This window comes from Brevibacillus sp. MER 51, assembly GCF_023714195.1.
Taxonomy (GTDB): domain Bacteria; phylum Bacillota; class Bacilli; order Brevibacillales; family Brevibacillaceae; genus Brevibacillus.
In genome coordinates this window covers 323,741-346,980 of record NZ_JAMAUS010000001.1, presented here as the reverse complement: position 1 = coordinate 346,980, position 23,240 = coordinate 323,741, and the positions used below count along the sequence as shown (strand labels likewise).

Annotated in this window: 1 protein-coding gene; it reads right to left on the bottom strand. The window is 49.4% G+C overall.

The genetic code is table 11. From position 1 onward, the window contains the following. Positions 1–3 precede the first annotated feature (3 nt). Positions 4–23,238 carry a linear gramicidin non-ribosomal peptide synthetase LgrB gene (lgrB, locus tag M3630_RS01230; RefSeq protein ID WP_251250945.1) on the bottom strand — a complete coding sequence of 7,745 codons (23,235 nt, stop codon included), beginning with the start codon at positions 23,236–23,238 and terminating at the stop codon, positions 4–6. Positions 23,239–23,240 lie beyond the last annotated feature (2 nt).

The window sequence follows — 23,240 nt, the reverse complement described above, 5'->3', positions numbered from 1 at the left end:
GGATTAATTCCCCTTTCTTTTCTTCAGCTTGGAGAGAACCTTGTTTAACGCAGTCTGACTCAAGTCCGCATCCTCGAAGTCTTCGACTCTATAACTTTGTTTCTCCGCCTGTATCAGTGAACGCAGGATTTCTGTGAAATGACGAGCGAAAGTCTCGACACTCTCTTCGCTATGCAATGTCTCGCTGTAGAGGAAGCTGAGGTTCAGCTTATCTCCTGTGACTGCCCCCACCACATCAATCAGATGGGCCCTTCTGTTGTCGGGACTGATGTTGGAGCCTCTTTCTCCTTCCGCAAATCCAAACAGGGAATCTCCTTCACCCGCCTGATTGAATTGTCCCAGATAGTTGAAACTGATCGGTGGTTGCGGAATAGTCGCCAGCTTTTCGGACACCTCGCTATCTTTTGTCAGGTAGCGCAGGATGCCGTATCCAAGACCTTTGTTCGGAATTTGTTGAAGCTTTTCTTTGACTCTTTCCAGCGCATTTTCCTGAGACATGTTCTGATCCAGTCGAATCAAGAGTGGATACATGGACGTAAACCAGCCAACCGTACGGGAGAGATCGACCTCCGAGAACAATTCTTCACGACCGTGACCTTCCAGGTTGACTAACAGGGCTTGTTCTCCCGTCCATTTGGCGTGTGCCAATGCTAGCGCGGTCAATAGAACATCATTGATTTGCACGCGGTAACGGGACGGTACTTTTTGTAGCAGGGCTTCTGTCTCTTCCTCCTCCATTGCAATTGTTATCGTCCGGCAGTTCCCTTCTGTGTTCGACTCACTGTTATGGAGTGGCGATGTAAAGGACACCATCTCTTCTGCTGCAGCTATCCAGTACTCCTTTTCAGCGATAATACGTTCAGAAGCTGCGTACTCATTCATTTTTACTGCCCATTCCTTGTAGGAGGTTGTTTTTGCAGGCAATTGAATCTCTATTCCCTCCGCAGCCTGCCTATATGCCGTTTGCAAGTCTTCGATCAAAACTCGCCACGAAACGCCGTCTACCGCCAAATGGTGGATGACAATCAGCAAACGGCCCGGTCGATCATACCCGAGAACGAAATAGACGATCTTCATGAGCGGTCCGTTTTCCAAATCTAGGCTCGCTTGTGCTTGGTGTGAAAGTTTTTCGATTCTTCTCATGTGCTGAGCCGGCGAGATCATGCTCAGATCCTCCACGATGAGCATTGGTTCCGATTGGACTTCAGCGTGAGTCTGCTTCCACTTTCCATCAGTGTAGGTATAACGAAGGCGGAGCGCGTCGTGGTGAGCGAGCAGGTGGGAAATGGCTTGCTCCAGATGCTCTTCGTCCAATTGTTCGTTCACTTGCAGGAGCATCGATTGGTTCCAGTGATGTGGCGTTGGTTGCTCTTGCTCGAAGAACCATTTTTGAATCGGCAATAGTGGAGCTTCACCTGTTACCATTCCTTGCTCTGCTTCCATTTTAGTGCTTTGGCCTGCAACCTTTGCCAACTCTGCAATCGTTTGATGATCGAAAAGGTTTTTCGGAGTTAGATGGATGCCAGCTTTGTTTGCACGCGCGACGATTTGAATGCTGAGGATGGAGTCGCCCCCAAGCTCAAAAAAGTTATCGTGAATGCCGATACGATCCATTCGCAGAACGCCGCACCAGATTTCCGCCAGTTTTTGTTCGATAACGTTGGTAGCCTCTGTAAACGAATCAACATCTTGGCTGCGATCATAGACAGGCATTGGAAGTGCTTTTCTGTCTACTTTCCCGTTTGGCGTAAGCGGCATTTCATCCAGCATGACAAAAGCAGATGGCACCATATAATCCGGAACCTGTGCTTTGAAGTGTTGGCGCAGCTCGGCTGTGTCAACCTCCTGCTCGGCTTGCTTGACCGCATAAGCGACGAGCTGTTTCTTGCCCGGTTCATCTTCGCGGACAATGACGACGGATGCGGCAAGAGCAGGATGTTTGGCTAAAACTGCCTCTACCTCACTCAGCTCGATGCGGAATCCGCGGATTTTCACCTGATTGTCGATTCGTCCGATGAATTCGATAACACCATCTGGCAGGTAACGCACCAAGTCACCAGTCCGATAGAGCCTTGCCTGCGAATCGGTTGAGAATGGGTTTGGTACAAAGCGCTCTTCCGTCAAGTCAGGACGATTCAAATATCCTTGCGCCAGACCATCTCCGCCGATGTACAGTTCACCTGTTACGCCAATCGGGACGGGCTGCATGTTACGATCCAGTACATACACAGTCGTATTCTTGATCGGACGGCCAATCGGGAAAGAACCGATCGTCTCTGGCAGCTCCGTGACCGGATAGCAGCAGGTGAATGTCGTGTTTTCCGTTGGGCCGTACCCGTTGATAATCGTGATCCCTTCGATTTCCAACGCTTTTCTTACGTGAGGAACCGAGACGACATCTCCACCGACGAGCAGTTGTCGAACTCCCGTCAGGTACTCTTTGTGATGATCCACCATCAGGATGAAAAGTCCCGCCGTCAGCCACAGCGTCGTAACCTTGTGCGTCTGAATGGCTTGCCCCAGTTCTTCCAGAGAAGGCAGATCAGGCGGCATCAGCACCAGCTGTGCCCCATTCAGCAAGCTGCCCCAAATCTCAAAGGTCGCCGCATCGAATGATACTGTCGATGCTTGCAGGAAAACGTCCTGCTCAGTAATCGTCACATAGTCGGTTTCTTTGACGAGACGGGCAATGCCTCGATGGATGACAAGCGTTCCTTTTGGCAATCCGGTAGAGCCAGAGGTGTAGATCACGTAGGCGAGACTTTCCGCTGTGGTGTCAATGTCAGGTGCCTGTTCACTTTCTTCGGCAATCATCACCCAGTCGCGATCCAGACAAATCACAGTATGCTCACTGGATGGGAGTGACGGTAGAAGTTGCTCCTGTGTGAGCAAAACGGTGACTCGAGCGTCGTCCATCATGTATGCCAGACGTTCTTTTGGATAATCTGAATCCAACGGTACGTAAGCCCCACCAGCTTTGAGAATCCCGAGCACCCCGATCAGCATTTCGAGCGAACGCTTTACGCAAATACCAACGAGTGAACCTGGGCGAACGCCTTGTTTTTGCAGGTAGTTGGCCACCTGGTTGGCTCGTGTCTCCAATTGGGTGTAGGTGAGACTCTGGTCTCCCGTTACCACCGCAATACGATCCGGGTAACGCATCGCGGTCTGCTGGAACAATTGATCGACGCGTTGATCCCGTGGGTAAGCCGTCGTGGTGTCGTTCCATTCCACTAGCAGTTGCTCCCGTTCTGCCTGAGGCAAAAGCGGCAATTGGGTAATGGTCTGTTCCGGCATCTGAACGATGGCTTCGAGTAAGTGATGGAAGTGCTGTGACATCCGCACAATCGTCGTCTCATCAAACAGCGCTGTATTGTACTCAAATGTTGCGATCAATCCGTTTTGCTTTTCTGCCATCGTCAACGTCAGGTCATATTTGGCGGTGACAAGGTGCTTGTCCATATCGAATTCCGATACGCGAATGCCAGCCTTTTCATCTAAATCTAGCTGGAAGTTCTGAAGGACAAACATCACTTGGAACAGCGGCGAGTAGCTGAGACTACGCTCTAGCGCCAGTTCATCGACCAATTTTTCAAACGGAAGATCCTGATGGGCATAGGCTCCTAGCGCGGTCTCCTTCACTCTTGCCAGCAAATCTCGGAATGTCGGTTCTCCTGACATATCCGTACGAAGCACCAATGTATTAATGAAGAATCCAATCAATTGTTCCGTCTCTTGTCTATTGCGTCCTGCGACTGGGCTTCCGACGAGGATGTCTTCCTGTCCGCTGTAGCGGTAGAGCAAAGTTTGGAAGGCAGCCAGCAAGGTCATGAACAACGTCGATCCTTCTTCACGGCTAAGTGCTTGTAATTTGTCGAGAAGTTCACCTGCGAGCGACATTGAATAAATCGCTCCCTCGTACGTTTGTACAGCAGGACGTGAACGGTCAGTCGGCAAAGTGAGAAGCGGTTCAGCACCACTTAATTTTTCACTCCAGTAAGAAAGCTGTTCGTCTAATACCGAACCTTGGAGCCAGTCACGTTGCCAAGCGGCGTAGTCAGCATACTGCACAGGCAAATCAACTAAATCTGGTATGGCGTTTTGGCTAATCGCTTCGTAGGAAGTGAACCATTCGCGAATGAATACTCCCATCGACCAACCGTCAGAGATGATGTGATGCATGTTCAAAAGGAAGACCGTTTCTTGCTCGCTTATGCGAATCAAGGTGGTACGGAACAACGGACCTTCGCTCAGGTTGAATGGCGTAGCTGCCTCGATTCCCGCCAAACGCTGTGTTTCTGCTTCGCGCTCGTCCGCTGATAGCTCCCGCAAGTCGATGACACGAACCGACTGCTCTTGGTAAGGGTGAATCATTTGCACGGCTTGCCCATCCACGTGGTCAAAGGTTGTCCGCAAGCTTTCGTGGCGCTGGATCAGTAGCTGCAAGCTCTTGTTCCAAGCTTCGATATCCAGATCTCCGTGCAATCGCATCGCGGACGGGATGTTGTACAAGGCACTGTCTGGCATCAGACGATCCAGGAACCACAGGCGTTGTTGCGCAAAGGACAATGGGAGATGACCTTCCCGTGAAACTGGTACGATCGAAGCTCCTGATGTTTCTTGCAAAAAGCTTCCGAGTGCTTCGGACAGTTCTGCAACGGTTGGGTTTTCGAAAAGAGTACGAATAGGTACTTCTCCTGCAAACATGTCACGAAGACGGGAAATGACCCGTGTCGCTAAGAGAGAATGCCCACCAAGCTCGAAGAAGTTATCGTAAATCCCGACTTTTTCGATGCCGAGCACCTGCGACCAGATTGTGGCGACCAGCTCCTCCGTTTGGTTGCGTGGCGCTACATACGCTTGGGTGGAAGCCATTTGCCCCCACTCCGGCTCTGGCAGCTGCTTCCGGTCAATCTTGCCGTTCGGTGTGAGCGGCATAGCGTCCAGCCAGACAAAAACAGATGGAACCATAAACTCCGGCAATTTTGCTTTTGCCCAGACCGCTAAGTCAGTGCTCTCTTCCCAAGTTTCCTCTTTTGTCGTCACATACGCGACCAGACGCTTGTCACCCAGCTTGTCTTCTCTTGCCATCACCACGGCTTCCTTCACAACCGGATGGGTGCGAAGGACAGCCTCCAACTCTCCCAGCTCGATCCGATAGCCGCGAATCTTCACCTGATGGTCAATCCGTCCCAAATACTCGATTTGTCCATCTGGGAGATAACGGACCAAGTCACCGGTGCCATACATCCGCGCATTTGGATCAGCGTGGAATGGATTGGACAAGAATCGTTCTGCTGTCAGCTCGGGGCGATTCAGGTACCCGCGCGCCAAGCCTTCCCCGCCAAGATACAGTTCCCCAGGTAAGCCCAACGGTACAGGTTGCAGGTTGGCATCGAGAATATACGCTTGTGTGTTAGACAAAGGACGACCGATTGTCGGTTCTGACGTCGCGCCTTTTGTGACCTGTACATACGTGGAGTAGGTCGTATCTTCAGACGGACCATAGAGATTGAAGACTTTTTCCACATGCCACAGCGCGTACAGACTTTGCGCCAATGTGTTTGGCAGTGGCTCTCCAGCCAGGTTGACCACTCGTACCGTCGCCGGGATCGCGTTCATCCGCACCAGTTCTTTGGCGGCAGATGGAACGGTATTGATTAATGTCACTTCGTTGCCTGCTGGCAGGCTCGGCAAATGCAAAGCGTTGTCCGCCAAGATGACTTTTCCGCCGTAGCTTAAGGTCACGAATATTTCATAGACAGACAGATCGAAGCAGATAGAAGTCGAAGCAAGCACCCCACTCATTTCTTCAGCCGAAAAGACGGTTTTCGCCCAGGCGATGAATGCAATGACACTGCTGTGCTGAATCGCTACCCCTTTGGGAAGACCAGTCGAGCCCGAGGTGTAAATGACATACGAAAGGTTCGTTGGTACCACTAAATTCGGCAAGTTCTCTTCGCTTTGCTCTGCGATAGCCTCCCAGTCTCGATCCAGGCAGATTACTTTTGCTGTACGCTCGGGCAGCATGGATAGCAAACTTCCTTGGGTCAATACGATCGCCGCTTGCGAATCCTCCAACGTATAGCCGATTCTCTCTTGGGGATACGCCGGATCAATCGGCACATATGCCCCGCCAGCTTTGAGAATACCCATCATCGCTACGATCATCTCAGTCGTACGTTCCATGAGCACAGCCACCAAGACCTCTGGGCCGATTCCTTGCACCCGCAGATAGTGAGCCAACTGGTTTGCTCGGCTGTTCAACTCGGCGTACGTCAGTCTTTCTTCTCCGACAATTAGAGCCTCCGCATCCGGTGTTGCGACTACTTGTGCTTCAAATAGCTGGTGCATCACCGCGTCACGAGCATATTCCGTTTCCGTTGCGTTCCATTCTACTAACAGCTTGTGGCGTTCTTCGTCTGTGATGAAGGAAAGTGTACTCAACTGCTGTTCCGCTTGAGCAGTTAGAGCATGTAGAACCTGAGACATCTGTTCCAATACTTTCACAATCGATTCCGTATCAAAACGTCCTTGCTCATAGATCAATTTGAGAGCAAGTTCATCGCCAGGAGCCGCTACCAAAGTCAATGGGTAATTGGTTTGCTCCACTGCTTGGACTTCACTCAGCGACACTCCGGAATCTGACCCCTTACTTGTGTTATTCAAGTAGTTTTCAAAAACGAGAATACTATCGAACAACGATTGTCCATGTGGAACCTCACTCCAGCCTTGGACGTCTACAAGTGGTGTGTACTCGTACTGGCGGATGTCTAATTGTGTCTTTTGCAGTTTTTGTAACCATTCTTGTATTGTTTGCCTTGGGTCAAACATGACGCGGACAGGTAGTGTATTAATAAAGAGTCCTACCATGTTTTCTACTCCTGGCAGCTCTGCTGGACGACCAGAAACTGTCGTTCCAAAGACAACATCGTCTGATCCGCTGTAGCCGCTCAGGATCAGTGCCCATGCCCCTTGCACCAGCGTATTTAGCGTCAACTGCTGCTGGCGGGCAAAAGCTTGCAGGTGGGCCGTTACTTCTTTGGACAAGTAAATGGTACGATCTCTGTAGGCTTTAGGCTGTATGGCATGACTGCCTGCTTTTCCCATAGCAAGTGGCGTTGATTCGTAGAAGCCTTTTAACTGCTCCCGCCAATAGCGCTCCGCAACTTGCTTATCTTGCTTATGGAGCCATGCGATATAGCGACTGAATGGTTGGACTGCTTCTAATTTTTCTTCTTCGCCTTTATCGATCGCTTGATAACTTGCCTGCCAATCTTGCAAGACAATTGGCATACTCCAGCCATCTAGCAAGATATGATGGAAGCTCCATAAGAAGCGGTACGTATTATCGTCTGTGGAAAACAATGTCCAACGCATTAATGGCGCCTGATTAAGCTGGAAGTTTCGCACCCGGTCTTTTTTCATGTAGGATTGGATTTCAGCTTCCTGCTTATCGACATCCACATGGCGCAGGTCGATTATTTCCACGCTTGCTTTTACTTGTTTTCGGACGATTTGATGCGGTTGTTCCAAGCCTTCCCAGATAAAGGAGGTACGAAGAATCGCATGACGGTCGACTGTTCTCTGCCATGCTTGCTCGAATGCTTCCAAGCGAATATCTCGCACTGTCATGAGGAACTGTACAACATAATCGCCGCCCTCTTGTTCATACAGGGAGTGGAACAGCATCCCCTCTTGTAGTGGGGTCAGCGAGTATACACTTTCGAGCTGACGATCCGAAGCGATGTATTTGTCGATAGACTGCTGATTTAGATTAGCCAATGGGAAGTCTGACGGTGTGTAGCCGATTTCTTCTGCCGATTGTGTGTAAAACATAATCTCCCGCAGTGCTTCCATGTAATCATCAGCAATCGCCGCAATCGTCTGTTCGTCATGGATGTTTTCGTTGTACAACCAGGTGACGTGTAGCTGATCTCCTGTCACCGCACTAATGATATCGAGCAAGTTCTCTCGAATCGAATCAGGGGCAAGATTGGCTCCACTGCATTCAGACGCTATGCCAAACGTAGAGGAAACGGCCACCGTCTGATCAAATTGCCCGAGGTAGTTGAAGCTGATTTGCGGTTTCGGTTGAGCGTTCAGCTGATGTTGTAGTTCAAGATCATCACTTAGATATCGCAAAATTCCGTAGCCCACACCCTTATTGGGAATCCGGCGGAGCTGTTCCTTGACCGTCTTCAGCGTATACCCCCAAGGTTTTTCTTGCTCGATAGAAATCTGTATCGGGTACATACTTGTGAACCAGCCAACCGTATGGGATAAATCTGCTCCCTCGATAATCTCCTCGCGTCCATGCCCTTCCAGAGTGACGACCATTGTCTCTTTTCCTGTCCAGCGATTCAGCGCTTTTGCCAAGGAAGCAAGCAATACGTCATTCATTTGCAGACGGTAGGAAGGAAGCGTCTCGTGAAGCAAGTTGCGCGTCTCTTCGGCGGTCAGCGTAAGTGTAATCTGTTTCGTGGATGCCTCCGTGTTTTGCGCTGGCTCATACGTACGGTCGACAGGAAGTGGTTCCACTTCATACGCTTGGTTTGCCCAAAAAGCTTTCTCCTTTTCAAGCAAATCAGAGTTGGCATAAGTGTGTAACTGTTCAGCCCATGCCTTAAACGAGGTCGTTTTTGAAGGGAATTGCACCTCCTGACCATTTACCGCTTGTTCATAGGCCAACTGCAAGTCTTCCAGCAAAATGCGCCAGGATACCCCATCGACTACCAAGTGATGAACAACGAGAAGCAGTCGTCCCGCGCGTCCTTTTCCAAGGTGGAAGTACACAGCTCGTAACAAGGGGCCTTCCGTGATGCTCAGACTTGCTTGCTTCTCGCCTGCAATTTCTTCCAATCTCGTGAATTGTTCCTCTGGTGAGATGCCAGACAAATCAACCAAATGGAAAGGTACAGGTTCGCCCAAGCCCTCGATGTGCTGTGACCATATACCGTCGTTGTTGGTATAACGCATGCGCAAAGCATCGTGGTGTGCAAGCAACTCGGTAATGGCACGCTCCATGGCGCTTGTATCAACCGGTTCCTCGACTGTCAACAAGAAGGATTGGTTCCAGTGATGGATAGACGGTTGATTTGCGGCAAAGAACCACTTCTGGATTGGCGTAAGCAACACATTGCCAGTCACGAGGCCTTGTTCCGCCAGTTGAATAGCACTTTCCCCGTTTCCAGTTGTGGAAACAAGAGCTGCCAGTTCAGCGATTGTTTGGTTTTCAAAGATCTGTTTAGGTGTAAGACGAATCCCTGCTTGGTTAGCCCGAGAGACGATTTGGATACTCAGGATCGAGTCTCCTCCGAGTTCGAAGAAGTTGGAGTTGATACTGATTTCGTCGATTCTGAGAACGTCTTGCCAAATCTCAGACAGTTTGTGCTCGATCAAGGTATGTGGTGCAACGTAGTGCACATTACTTGTGTACGCATAGTCAGGTTTTGGCAGGGCCCGACGGTCTACTTTCCCGTTTGGCGTAAGCGGCATTTCATCCAGCATGACAAAAGCAGATGGCACCATATAATCCGGAACCTGTGCTTTGAAGTGTTGGCGCAGCTCGGCTGTGTCAACCTCCTGCTCGGCTTGCTTGACCGCATAAGCGACGAGCTGTTTTTTGCCCGGTTCATCTTCGCGGACAATGACGACGGATGCGGCAAGAGCAGGATGTTTGGCTAAAACTGCCTCTACCTCACTCAGCTCGATGCGGAATCCGCGGATTTTTACCTGATTGTCGATTCGGCCGATGAATTCGATAACACCATCTGGCAGGTAACGCACCAAGTCACCAGTCCGATAGAGCCTTGCCTGCGGATCGGTTGAGAACGGATTTGGTACAAAGCGTTCTTCGGTCAAGTCAGGACGGTTCAAATATCCTTGCGCCAGACCATCTCCGCCGATGTACAGTTCGCCTGTTACGCCAATCGGGACGGGCTGCATGTTACGATCCAGTACATACACAGTCGTATTCTTGATCGGACGGCCAATCGGGAAAGAACCGATCGTCTCTGGCAGCTCCGTGACCGGATAGCAGCAGGTGAATGTCGTGTTTTCCGTTGGGCCGTACCCGTTGATAATCATGATCCCTTCGATTTCCAACGCTTTTCTTACGTGAGGAACCGAGACGACATCTCCACCGACGAGCAGTTGTCTAACCCCCGTCAGGTACTCTTTGTGATGATCCACCATCAGGGTGAAAAGTCCCGCCGTCAGCCACAGCGTCGTAACCTTGTGGGTCTGAATAGCTTGTCCCAGTTCTTCCAGAGAAGGCAGATCAGGCGGCATCAGCACCAGCTGTGCCCCATTCAGCAAGCTGCCCCAAATCTCAAAGGTCGCCGCATCGAATGATACTGTCGATGCTTGCAGGAAAACGTCCTGGTCTGTGATCGTCACATAGTCGGTTTCTTTGACGAGACGGACAATGCCTCGATGGATGACAAGCGTCCCTTTTGGCAATCCGGTAGAGCCAGAGGTGTAGATCACGTAAGCGAGACTTTCCGCTGTGGTGTCAATGTCAGGTGCACTTTCACTTTCATTGGCAATCATCGCCCAGTCGCGATCCAGACAAATCACAGTATGCTCACTGGATGGGAGTGACGGTAGAAGTTGCTCCTGCGTAAGCAAAACGGTGACTCGAGCGTCGTCCATCATGTATGCCAGACGTTCTTTTGGATAATCTGAATCCAACGGTACGTAAGCCCCACCAGCTTTGAGAATCCCGAGCACCCCGATCAGCATTTCGAGCGAACGCTTTACGCAAATACCAACGAGTGAACCTGGGCGAACGCCTTGTTTTTGCAGGTAGTTGGCCACCTGGTTGGCTCGTGTCTCCAATTGGGTGTAGGTGAGACTCTGGTCTCCCGTTACCACCGCAATACGATCCGGGTAACGCATCGCGGTCTGCTGGAACAATTGATCGACGCGTTGATCCCGTGGGTAAGCCGTCGTGGTGTCGTTCCATTCCACTAGCAGTTGCTCCCGTTCTGCCTGAGGCAAAAGCGGCAATTGGGTTATGGTCTGTTCCGGCAACTGAACGATGGCTTCGAGTAGGTGATGGAAGTGCTGTGACATCCGCACAATCGTCGTCTCATCAAACAGCGCTGTGTTGTACTCAAACGTCGAGATCAAGCCGTTTGGTCTTTCTGCCATGGTCAACGTCAGGTCATATTTGGCGGTGACAAGGTGTTTGTCCATATCGAATTCCGATACGCGAATGCCAGCCTTTTCGTCTAGGTCTAGCTGGAAGTTTTGGAGGACAAACATCACTTGGAACAGCGGCGAGTAGCTGAGACTACGCTCTAGCGCCAGTTCATCGACCAATTTTTCAAACGGAAGATCCTGATGGGCATAGGCTTCTAGCGCCGTCTCCTTCACTCTTGTCAGCAAATCACGGAATGTCGGGTCCCCTGTCATATCCGTACGGAGCACCAATGTATTAATGAAGAAACCGATGAGTGATTCGATCTCCTCCCGATTTCGTCCTGCAACCGGACTTCCGACAAGGATGTCTTCCTGCCCACTGTAGCGATAGAGCAAAGTTTGGAAGCCAGCCAGCAAGGTCATGAACAGTGTTGATCCTTCTTCACGGCTGAGTATACTCAATTTTGCTAACAGCTCAGCTGGAAGCGTAAAGGTATACATCGCGCCATCATAGCTTTGAACGGATGGACGCGGACGATCTGTCGGCAAAACCAATAGTGGTTCGGCATCCACTAGCTTTTCTTTCCAGTACGCTAGCTGATGCGTAAGTACATCTTCTTCCATCCACTTCCGTTGCCATACAGCATAATCGGCGTACTGTAGTGTCAGATCGGCTAATGCAGGTTCTTTGCCGTGAACAAACGCTTCGTACAGTGCTCTCATTTCTTTGATGAAAATACCGATAGACCAGCCATCGAAAATAATATGGTGCATGTTAAATAAGAAAACGGCTTCTTGCTCGCTTATGCGAATCAAGGTGGTACGGAACAACGGACCTTCGCTCAGGTTAAATGGCGTAGCTGCCTCGATTCCCGCCAGTCGCTGTGTTTCTGCTTCGCTCTCGTCCGCTGGAAGCTCCCGCAAATCGACTACATGCAGCGGCTGTTCTTGGTAAGGGTGAATGATTTGAACGGCTTGCTCATCCACGTGGTCAAAGGTTGTCCGCAAGCTTTCGTGGCGCTGGATCATTACCTGCAAGCTCTTGTTCCACGCCTCCATATTCAAATCTCCGTGCAATCGCATCGCGGACGGGATATTGTACAAGGCACTGTCTGGCATCAGACGATCCAGGAACCATAGACGCTGCTGCGCAAAGGACAATGGCAGATGACCTTCCCGTGAAACAGGTTCGATCGAAGCTCCTGTTGTTTCTTGCAAAAAGCTTCCCAGTGCTTCGGATAGTTCTGCAACGGTTGGGTTTTCGAAAAGAGTCCTGATGGGTACTTCTCCGGCAAACATGTCACGAAGACGGGAAATGACCCGTGTCGCTAAGAGAGAATGCCCACCAAGCTCGAAGAAGTTATCGTAAATCCCGACTTTTTCGATGCCGAGCACCTGCGACCAGATTGTGGCGACCAGCTCCTCCGTTTGGTTGCGTGGCGCTACATACGCTTGGGTGGAAGCCATTTGCCCCCACTCCGGCTCTGGCAGCTGCTTGCGGTCAATCTTGCCGTTCGGTGTGAGCGGCATAGCGTCTAGCCAGACAAAAACAGATGGAACCATAAACTCCGGCAATTTTGCTTTTGCCCAGACCGCTAAGTCAGTGGCCTCTTCGCTGCTTTCCTCTTTTGTCGTCACATACGCGACCAGACGCTTGTCACCCAGCTTGTCTTCTCTTGCCATCACCACGGCTTCCTTCACAACCGGATGGGTGCGAAGGACAGCCTCCAACTCTCCCAGCTCGATCCGATAGCCGCGAATCTTCACCTGATGGTCAATCCGTCCCAAATACTCGATTTGTCCATCTGGGAGATAGCGGACCAAGTCCCCGGTGCCATACATCCGCGCATGCGGGTCAGTGTGGAATGGATTGGACAAGAATCGTTCTGCTGTCAGCTCGGGGCGATTCAGATACCCTCGCGCCAATCCTTCCCCGCCAAGATACAGTTCCCCAGGTAAGCCGAGTGGTACAGGTTGCAGGTTGGCATCGAGAATATACGCTTGTGTGTTGGACAGAGGACGACCGATTGTCGGTTCTGACGTCGCGCCTTTTGTGACCTGTACATACGTGGAGTAGGTCGTATCCTCAGACGGACCATAGAGATTGAACACTTTTTCCACATGCCCCAGCGCGTACAGACTTTGCGCCAATGTGTTTGGCAGTGGCTCTCCAGCCAGGTTGACCACTCGTACCGTCGCCGGGATCGCGTTCATCCGCACCAGTTCTTTGGCGGCAGATGGAACGGTATTGATTAATGTCACTTCGTTGCCTGCTGGTAGACTCGGCAAATGCAAAGCGTTGTCCGCCAAGATGACTTTTCCGCCGTAGCTTAAGGTCACGAATATTTCATAGACAGACAAATCGAAGCAGATAGAAGTGGAGGCGAGCACCCCACTCATTTCTCCAGCCGAAAAGACCGTTTTCGCCCAGGCGATGAAGGCAATGACACTGCTATGCTGAATCGCTACCCCTTTGGGCAGACCAGTCGAGCCCGAGGTGTAAATGACATAGGAAAGGTTCGTTGGCTCTACCAGATTAGGCAAGTTCTCTTCGCTTTGCTCTGCGATAGCCTCCCAGTCTCGATCCAGGCAGATCACTTTTGCTGTACGCTCAGGCAGCATGGATAGCAGACTTCCTTGGGTCAACACGATCGCCGCTTGCGAATCTTCCAGTGTATAGCCGATTCTCTCTTGGGGATACGCGGGATCAATCGGGACATATGCGCCACCAGCTTTGAGAATGCCCATCATCGCTACGATCATCTCGGTCGTACGTTCCATGAGAACAGCAACCAGGACCTCTGGACCGATCCCTTGAGAACGAAGATAGTGAGCCAACTGATTTGCTCGTCGGTTCAGCTCCGCGTACGTCAGTCTTTGTTCTCCGACGATTAAAGCTTCCGCATCCGGTGTCGCGACTACTTGTGCCTCAAATAGCTGGTGCATCACCGTATCACGCGCATACTCCGTTTCCGTTGCGTTCCATTCTACTAACAGCTTGTGGCGTTCCTCGTCTGTGATGAATGAAATGGCAGAGAGATGTTCCGTAGACCGAGCCATCATTGACTCTAATACTTTGATCAACTGAGCCAATACCTTATCCATGGTGATCTGCTCGAATCGATTTGTCTCATAAATCAGTTTAAGCATTAGCTCTTCGCCAGGCGCCGCCACCAATGTCAATGGATAGTTCGTCTGCTCAACTGCTTTGATTGTGTTTAGTGACATATCTGTATTCGCATTTGTATTTGCACCAGACATGTAGTTCTCGAAAACGAGTATGCTGTCAAACAACGCCTGTCCGAGCGGCACTTCGCTCCAGCTTTGAATGTCAACGAGCGGTGTGAACTCGTACTGACGAATCTCACTCTGTTCCTGTTGGATGTTCTGCAGCCAGTCGATCACCGTCATTTGTTCCGAGAAAAGCACGCGAACAGGCAGCGTGTTGATAAACAGCCCCACCATGGAGTCCACTCCACGCAAATCTGCAGGACGTCCCAGATTGGTTGTCCCAAATACTACTTCCGACTCACCTGCGTAACGGCTTAAAATCAACGCCCACGCACCTTGGACCAATGTATTCATCGTCAGTTGATGCCTACGGGCAAAAGCTTGCAGACTCGCAGTTGTTTCCTTTGACAAAAGAATCATTTGATCGGCGTATTCTTTTTGTTGCACAGTCCTTCCACCCGGTTTCCCCATGCTAAGAGGAGTTGGTGTACGGAAGCCATGCAGATGTTTTCGCCAATACTGCTCTGATGCCTCAAGACTCTGCTGCTTTAACCAGGCAATATAAGTGGAAAACGGAGGAGTGATAGGCAGTTCTGCTTTGGTACCATCAACAGATGCCTGATAATAGGCCAACCAATCGTTAAGTACGATCGGTGTACTCCAACCATCCAACAACATATGGTGAAAGCTCCAAACAAGCTGACTGGTTTTCGAATCTAGTCGAATCAACGTCCAACGCATCAATGGCGGATGAGCGAGATCAAAGCCTAGCTTCCGATCTTGTTCGAGATAGGTTTGTAAGTGAGCTTCTTGCTTTTCTTTTGGTAAGTGACTCCAGTCCAGTTGTTCGACATGTGCTTTTACTTTTGTATGAACAACCTGATGCGGTTTCTCTAATCCGCTCCATAAGAAGGAGGTTCGGAGGATGGCATGTCGCTCGACCACTTTTTGCCATGCTTCTGAAAACTTCGCCACGTTCAAGTGATCCAAATTCACGACCAGTTGAACGACATAGTCCCCGCCTGCTTGCTCATAAAGAGAGTGGAACAGCATCCCCTCTTGTAACGGGGTGAGTGTGTAAATGTTCTCGATCAGACGATTGTTCCCGATGAACTTGTCGAGGCTTTTTTGATCCAACTCCGCCAACGGGAAGTCGGAAGGTGTATAGCTACCTGCCTCTTCAGCGTGACAATGGGCAATGATCGCTTGCAATGATTGCACATAGTCACGAGCAAGCTTTTCAATCGTTCGTTGTTCGTACATATCGCCGCTGTACGTCCAGGTCATTTCTAACTGATCTCCTGCCACCATGCTCTGGAAATCGAGTTTATGGAGTCGGGCTTCGTCCTTGCTGAGATTGGATGCTGACCAGTTCGGAATGATCTGGAACAAGGAAGCATCAGACGTTTGATCCTGGTCGAATTGTCCTAAGTAATTGAAGCTAATCTCAGGTTGCGGATAAGCTTGCAGGGTATTTATCGTTTGTTCGTCTTTCCTTAAATAACGATGAATGCCGTAGCCAATCCCTTTGTCAGGAATCGAGCGCAATTGTTCTTTGACTGATTTTATCAGGGAACCCCAAGTTGTCTTTGGCTCCATTTCCAGCAAGACCGGATACATGCTTGTGAACCAGCCTACTGTTCGGGAAATGTCTACGCCATCGACGATTTCTTCTCGCCCGTGTCCTTCAACTGAAACATAAAGTGTCTTTTGCCCGGTCCAGTTGTTATAGGCTCGGACCAAAGCACTGAGTAGCACATCGTTAATCTGAGTACGGTAAGTGGCTGGTACCTCCTGCAACAAGGCACGTGTCTCGTCCACGCCCAGTTTTACCTTTACTTGTACGGCTAGACTTTCTGTGTTCTTTCCATTCGGATGGTCAACAGGCACGTTGAGTACATGACTTGTATCCAGATTCGCCCAGTATTCGTCGACTACGCTTTGCTCTGCGTACTGTGTCAACTGTTCCGCCCATCGCTTGAAAGAAGTCGTCTTTTGAGGCAAATGCAGCTGTTGCAACCCTGTCAATTGTTGATAGGCCGTTTGCAAGTCTTCCAGAATAATTCGCCAGGAAACACCATCGACAGCGAGATGATGAATCGCAATGAACAGACGCTGTTTGTCCCCGCATTGGAAGTATGCTGCACGAAGCAATGGTCCTTTTTCGATATCCAGACTTTCTTGTAGCTCGTCTGCTATAGCTTGCATTTGTTCCTCTATGTCCGTCTCAAGTACCGCCGTCGTCAAATCTACGATCTGAAAGACGTCCTCATCCGAAACGACATCATGATATTGCTCCCATTTTCCGTTGACGTTCCGAAAACGCAGGCGCAAGGCATCATGGTGCGCGAGAATCGCCGCAAAAGCTTTTGCCAACAAACTCGCATCCATTTCTTCACGAACAGCAAGCATGACTGATTGATTCCAGTGATTGACATGGCAAATGTCCTGCTCAAAGAACCATGTCTGAATGGGTGTCAGAGGCAATTCGCCTGTCACAATCCCCTGCTCCCTATGCACTTGTGGTGCATCCTCAAGAACATCTACACTTGCGGCCAATTCTGCCAATGTTTGAGAGTCAAACAAGTGCTTTGGTGTAAATCGGATACCCGCCTGATTGGCACGCGCCACGATCTGAATGGTTAGAATCGAGTCACCGCCGAGTTCGAAAAAGTTATCGTGAATCCCGATTGACTCTACACCTAGAACTCCTTGCCAGATTTCGGCCAGCTTGTGCTCAATTTCCGTTTGAGGGCCAACAAAGCCGTCTTCCCATTGAGCTCGCACAGTATCGGGTAACGGCAAAGCGCGGCGATCTACTTTTCCGTTTGGAGTGAGAGGAAGGGCATCCATCAGTATAATGACAGAAGGCACCATGTAATCTGGAAGTCTATCTTTCAAAGACTGACGCAATTCATTCGTCTGTACCTCTTCTCCCTCATGAAGCACAGCATAAGCCACCAGTCGTTTCACCCCGGGCGTCAAATCCTCCCTGACGATCACCACTGCTTCCGAGACAGCTGCATGTGCATACAAAGCCGACTCTATTTCCCCTAGCTCAACCCTGAATCCGCGAATGCTCACTTGATCATCAGCGCGCCCAATAAATTCCAAATTGCCATCTACCAAATAGCGAACCAAATCGCCTGTGCGGTACATCCGTGCCCCTTCATCTCTCGAGAACGGATTGGGTACAAAACTGGCTTCCGTTAGGTCAGGTCGATTCAGATAACCGCGTGCCAAACTTTTCCCCGCGATGTAAAGTTCCCCGACAACTCCTACAGGCACAGGTTTTCTGCTTGCGTCGAGCACATAGACAGAAACGTTGTCAATGGGACGTCCAATGGAAGGAGCCGCTTCTCGTTCTCCCTGCACCGGCACGATGCCGGCAGTAGCAACGACGGTATTTTCTGTTGGGCCATATTGGTTTACCAGCGTAAACGGTACATTCGCAGACGGGTACTGGTGCAAAGTATCACCACCCGTCAACATGTAGCGCAATGCTGATTCGGCTGGCCAATTCAACGTAAGCAGGCTCTCTGCCAAGGGAGTTGGTAAAAAGCTTATCGTGATGCCAGATTCGACTATCCAATCACGCAGTTTTTCCGGTACGAGACGAATCTCTTCCTGTGGGAGGCAAATCGTAGCACCCGCTGTCAAATACGGCCAAATCTCCCACACCGAAGCATCAAATGCTGTACCAGCTATTTGCGATGCACGGTCTGCAGTATTTACGTTGTACGCTCGCTGATGCCAATTGACTAGATTCAAGAGTGATCCGTGCTCGATCTCTACTCCCTTTGGCGTTCCTGTTGAACCTGACGTATAAATGACATAGGCGAGCTGTTCTGCTTTGGTCGTAACCGCTGGCGCAACCGAACTCATCTGAGCCATTAGATGCCAATCTTGATCCAAGCAAAGGAACGTTGCAGCGCCTTCTGGTAATGCATCTACCAACCGCTCTTGAGTTAAGACCATAGACATCTGTGCGTTCTTGATCATAAAAGCGAGTCGTTCTTCGGGGTATGCAGGGTCCATCGGCACATAAGCGGCACCTGCTTTGAGAATCGCGAGTTGACCGATCAACATCTCGATGGAACGCTCCACGCAAATTCCCACCAAGTCTTCCGAGCCAATCCCTTGTTTTTGCAAGAATTGAGCGAGTTGATTGGCCTTCGCATCTAGGTCTGCGTAGGTGATTGCACCTTGGTCACCTGAAACCGCAATCTGATCAGGCAACGTTTGTGCGATCTGGGCAACAAGTTCGTGCACGCAAAGATCGCGGGAATAATCAACCTCAGTATCATTCCAACCGCCGAGTAGCTGATCTCGCTCCCCATCGCCTAACAGTTCAACTTCCGTTATTTTCTGCGCTGGATTGGCCGCAACAGCTTGCAAAAGATTGCGGAAATGCTCTGCCATGCGCTCAATTGTCGTACGATCAAATAGATCTGTACTGTATTCAAACACACCCTTCAGTCCGTCATCCTCGTCTTCAATCATGGTGAGAGTCAGATCAAATTTGGTCGTCTTGTTGAGATTGACTTCATTAGGGGTAATGGATATCGTTTCGCCTTTACGTACACCCGTTGACATTCCCTGTACGGAGAAAAGTACCTGGAAAAGCGGTGAATAGCTAAGACTGCGCTCAATCTGTAATTCATCGACCAATTTTTCAAAAGGAATATCCTGATTGGCAAAAGCATCAAATGCCGTCTCACGAACACGTCGCAACAGTTCAACGAATGTAGGGTCGTTCGACAGGTCCGTACGAAGAACCAGCATGTTGACAAAGAATCCGATCAGGTTTTCGATTTCCTGACGATTACGTCCCGCAACAGGTGTTCCGATCAGAATATCTGTGGTATGCGTATAACGGTACATGAAGTGCTTAAATGCTGCTAAGAGCGTCATGAACAGTGTCGCGCCTTCTTGTCGTCCGAGCTCGCGTAGCTTTTGCCCTACTTCCCTCGGCACGTAGAAAGAATAATTGTCACCGCGATAGCTTTGCACCACTGTCCGTGGACGATCGGTTGGAAGTGGCAAAAGTGGTTCACTCTGGCCCAGCTTCTTTTTCCAATAACTGAGCTGCTGCTCCCATACATTGTCTTGCCATTTCTCTCGTTGCCAAACTGCGTAATCCCGATATTGAATGGGTAGATCGGCAAGCGGTACTTCTGCTTCTTTAACGAATGCCTCATAGATTGTGCTTAACTCGCTCACGAATACATCCATCGACCAACCGTCTGAGATGATGTGATGCATATTTATCCAGAGTACGGACTCTTGTTCCTCCAGTCGGATCAACGCAGCCCGCATCAATGGCCATTGATCCAGCTGAAATGGCGTCGCGCCATCTTCTTCCACCATACTCATCCAGATCGTGTCTTTTTCCGCTGCTGGCATCTCGCGCAGATCAGTGACAGGAAGTGACAAATGTACATGTGGATGAATCATTTGAACCGCTCGTCCTTCTATGTCCTTAATCGTTGTTCGAAGGGATTCATGCCGGTTGATGATTTCATTCAAAGCACGTTCCATTACATCCGTATCAACCGCTCCACGCAGATGGAATCCGACCGGAATGTTGTACATGGCGCTATTCGGGATCAGTCGATCAAGGAACCATAGACGTTGTTGGGCGTAAGACAGTGGCAGCTCTTGGGAACTGTCCAAGGAAAACGGTTGTATCGGGCTTTGCTTTATCGGCTCAGTGCCTTGACGAGTGAGTTGAATACGTTCAGCCAATTCTGCTACCGTCTGATAGGTAAAAATCTCACGCATCTGAAGCTGGGTCTGAAATACTTTGGATGTACGGGACAGCAATTGTGTCGCTAAAAGCGAATGCCCTCCCAATTCGAAAAAGTTATCGTGGATTCCGACCTGTGATACACCAAGAACCTCCTCCCAAATCCGGGCGAGCAATTCCTCAATCGGATTACGCGGCGCACTGTACGCGTTGCCTGTTTGCACATTGCCATCTGGGAGCGGCAAAGCTTTGCGATCAATTTTGCCACTCGAGGTCAGAGGGAACTCTTCCATTTGAATGAAATGAGACGGAACCATGTAATCTGGCAGCGTTTGCCGAAGCAATGTACGTAATGAGGCAACAGTCCACATCTGGTCAGCGATAATATAGGCGCATAGATACGCTTGTTGGTTATGATCTGTTTGTGCCACTACCACTGCATCGCGAATCGATTCTTCTTCGATCAACCGGCTACGAATTTCGTTTAGCTCAATCCGGAAGCCGCGAATTTTCACTTGATGGTCAATTCGTCCGAGGTATTCAATGTTTCCATCCTTGCGATAACGAGCCAGGTCGCCCGTACGGTACATGCGTTTGCCTGCTTCAAACGGGTGGGGAACAAACTTTTCGTTCGTTAACTCTTCATTGTTTAGATAACCCCTCGCCAATCCAGCTCCGGCAATGCATAATTCACCAGGAACCCCGATTGGCTGTAACTGCCCATGTTGATTGACGATATGCATTTGGTAGTTGGCCAAAGGCTTTCCAATAGGCACAGGATTTTCTATCAAGTCTGCCGTGAGTGAGAAGCAGGAAGCATAAATGGTAGCTTCTGTCGGACCATAGATGTTCTCCACTTTCACTTCTGGCAATACTTTATATACTCTTGGCGCAAGATCATTCGGCATTGCTTCCCCGGCAGCCATGATGTACCGTAGTCGGTTTGCCTCTTTTCGCCCCTCGAGATACTCGACAAAAAGAATGAGCATAGATGGAACAAAATTGACGTGAGTTACGTCATAATTAACGATGGATTCCCAAATTTTGTCAGGTTCTTTTTCTGCGCCAGGTTCGAGAATCACCAGTCTGCCGTTACCGAGAATCCAACCGAAGATTTCTGCGACGGATACGTCGAAGGTGTAGGTCGTTTTTAACAAATACGCATCTTTTTCTTGAAGCGGATATTGCTCTTGCAGTGCGAAGATTTGGTTCAATAGACTCGCATGCTCGATCATGACGCCTTTCGGTTTGCCTGTCGAACCCGATGTGTAGATGACGTATGCAAGATTACTTATTTGGGCTACATTTGCAAGATTACCCGGTGTTCCCTGATAAAGCTCATCCGCCTCCAGATCAAAGATCCGATCAGCAAAATCAATTGTCTCTAAAAAGCGTTTTTTGGTAAGAAGTAGCACGCTGCCGCTGTCTTGTAAAATGTATTCGATGCGTTCCTTCGGGTGAGCCGGGTCGATTGGTAAATATGCGCCGCCTGCTTTAAAAATCGCAAGAATGGCAATGATCATTTCCGCTGAGCGTTCTGTGAGCAAGCTGACAATACTTTCTGGCCCGACCCCTTTTGCACGTAAAAATGTAGCAAGTTGATTTGCCTTTTCGTTTAGCTCACGATACGTAAGCTTTTGCTCTCCCATGACTAGGGCAATGAGGTGTGGTTGTTTCTCTGCACGCTCTTCAAAAATCTGGTGAATCAAATAATCAACAGGATAATTGCGATATGTATCATTAAAAATATGGAGCTGAAGGTGCTTCTCCTCGGAATTGACCACTTCTATATTTTTCAAAAGGATATCCGGTGTTTTTGTCACTTGCGTCATGATAGTAGTGAGTTGCTGATTGAGGTGTTGGAGCTGATCTTCCGTAAATACGGATGCATTGTAAAGATACGTAACAGTGAGGGTATCGTCTGAGGTGACCATTATGTTTAGGTCGTAGTTGGTTTGTTCAAAGGCATGCAGATTTGTAAGAGTGAATTCTTGGTTATATTGGTTCAGACGGGCCAAAAGCTCTGCGCCCATCGGATAGTTTTGGAACAGAATGATATGATCGATCAGTTGTTGATTTTTCTGAATGTCGGCGAGGGAAAGATAATGATATTTTTCCAGCGAACTCGACTCTTCTTGTACTTGTTTCACCAGATCAGAAAACGTTTGATTGTCACTCATCTGAACACGGACAGGTACGGTATTGATGAAAAGTCCAACCATCTGGTCTACGTTCGGGATATCGATTGGACGGCCAGAGACAACCGATCCGAATACAACGTCATCAATATTGCTTTGGCGCTGCAACATGAGGCCCCAGATTGTACGAAAGAGATTGTTTACCGTTACTTGCAATTTTCTAGCGATATGATTCAAGTCGCTCGTCAGCGACTGACCAATCGTAAAGACCAGCTCTGCTTGCTTGTATTTGATTCCGGTACCCTGCGTTTGAATAAATGTGCTCGGCTCATAGCCACTTAAATACCGTGACCAATTGGCTTTTGCTTCTTCTGCATCCTGTTCCCCTAACCAGCTAATGTACTGGCTGTACGGATAAACGTGGCCGAGATTGACTGGTCGTTCTTCTTTTACTTGTTGATAGATTTGGAAAAAGTCATGTAACACAATCGGAATGCACCAGCCATCTAGCAAAATGTGATGGTGACTCCAGATCAGTGTATATGCGTCAGAAGAGGTTTGGACAAGAGTGAGACGAATGAGCACATCTTTTGCCAAATCAAAGTTTTTCTGACGTTCTCTTTTCGCAAAGTCCTCCAAAAAGACAGCTTGCTCGTCTTCAGAGAGGTGTGTGATATCTATCACCTGAACGTTTGTCTTTCTTTCCTTAAGGACAATTTGTCGCGGCTTTTGAACCTTCTCAAGGATAAAGACAGTTCGGAGAATATCGTGTCGCTCGATCAGCGCATTTAAGCTTTGTTCGAGAATAGCTGGATCGATGAATCCTCTAATGGTAAAGCGCAATTGTTCGAAATAGGACTCTGTTCCTTCGTCCAGGAGGGAATGAAATAACATTCCCTCTTGCATGGGAGATAACGGATATATATTGGCGATCTTTTTACTTGACACGTCTACTCTCCTCCTGAGCTCCATTT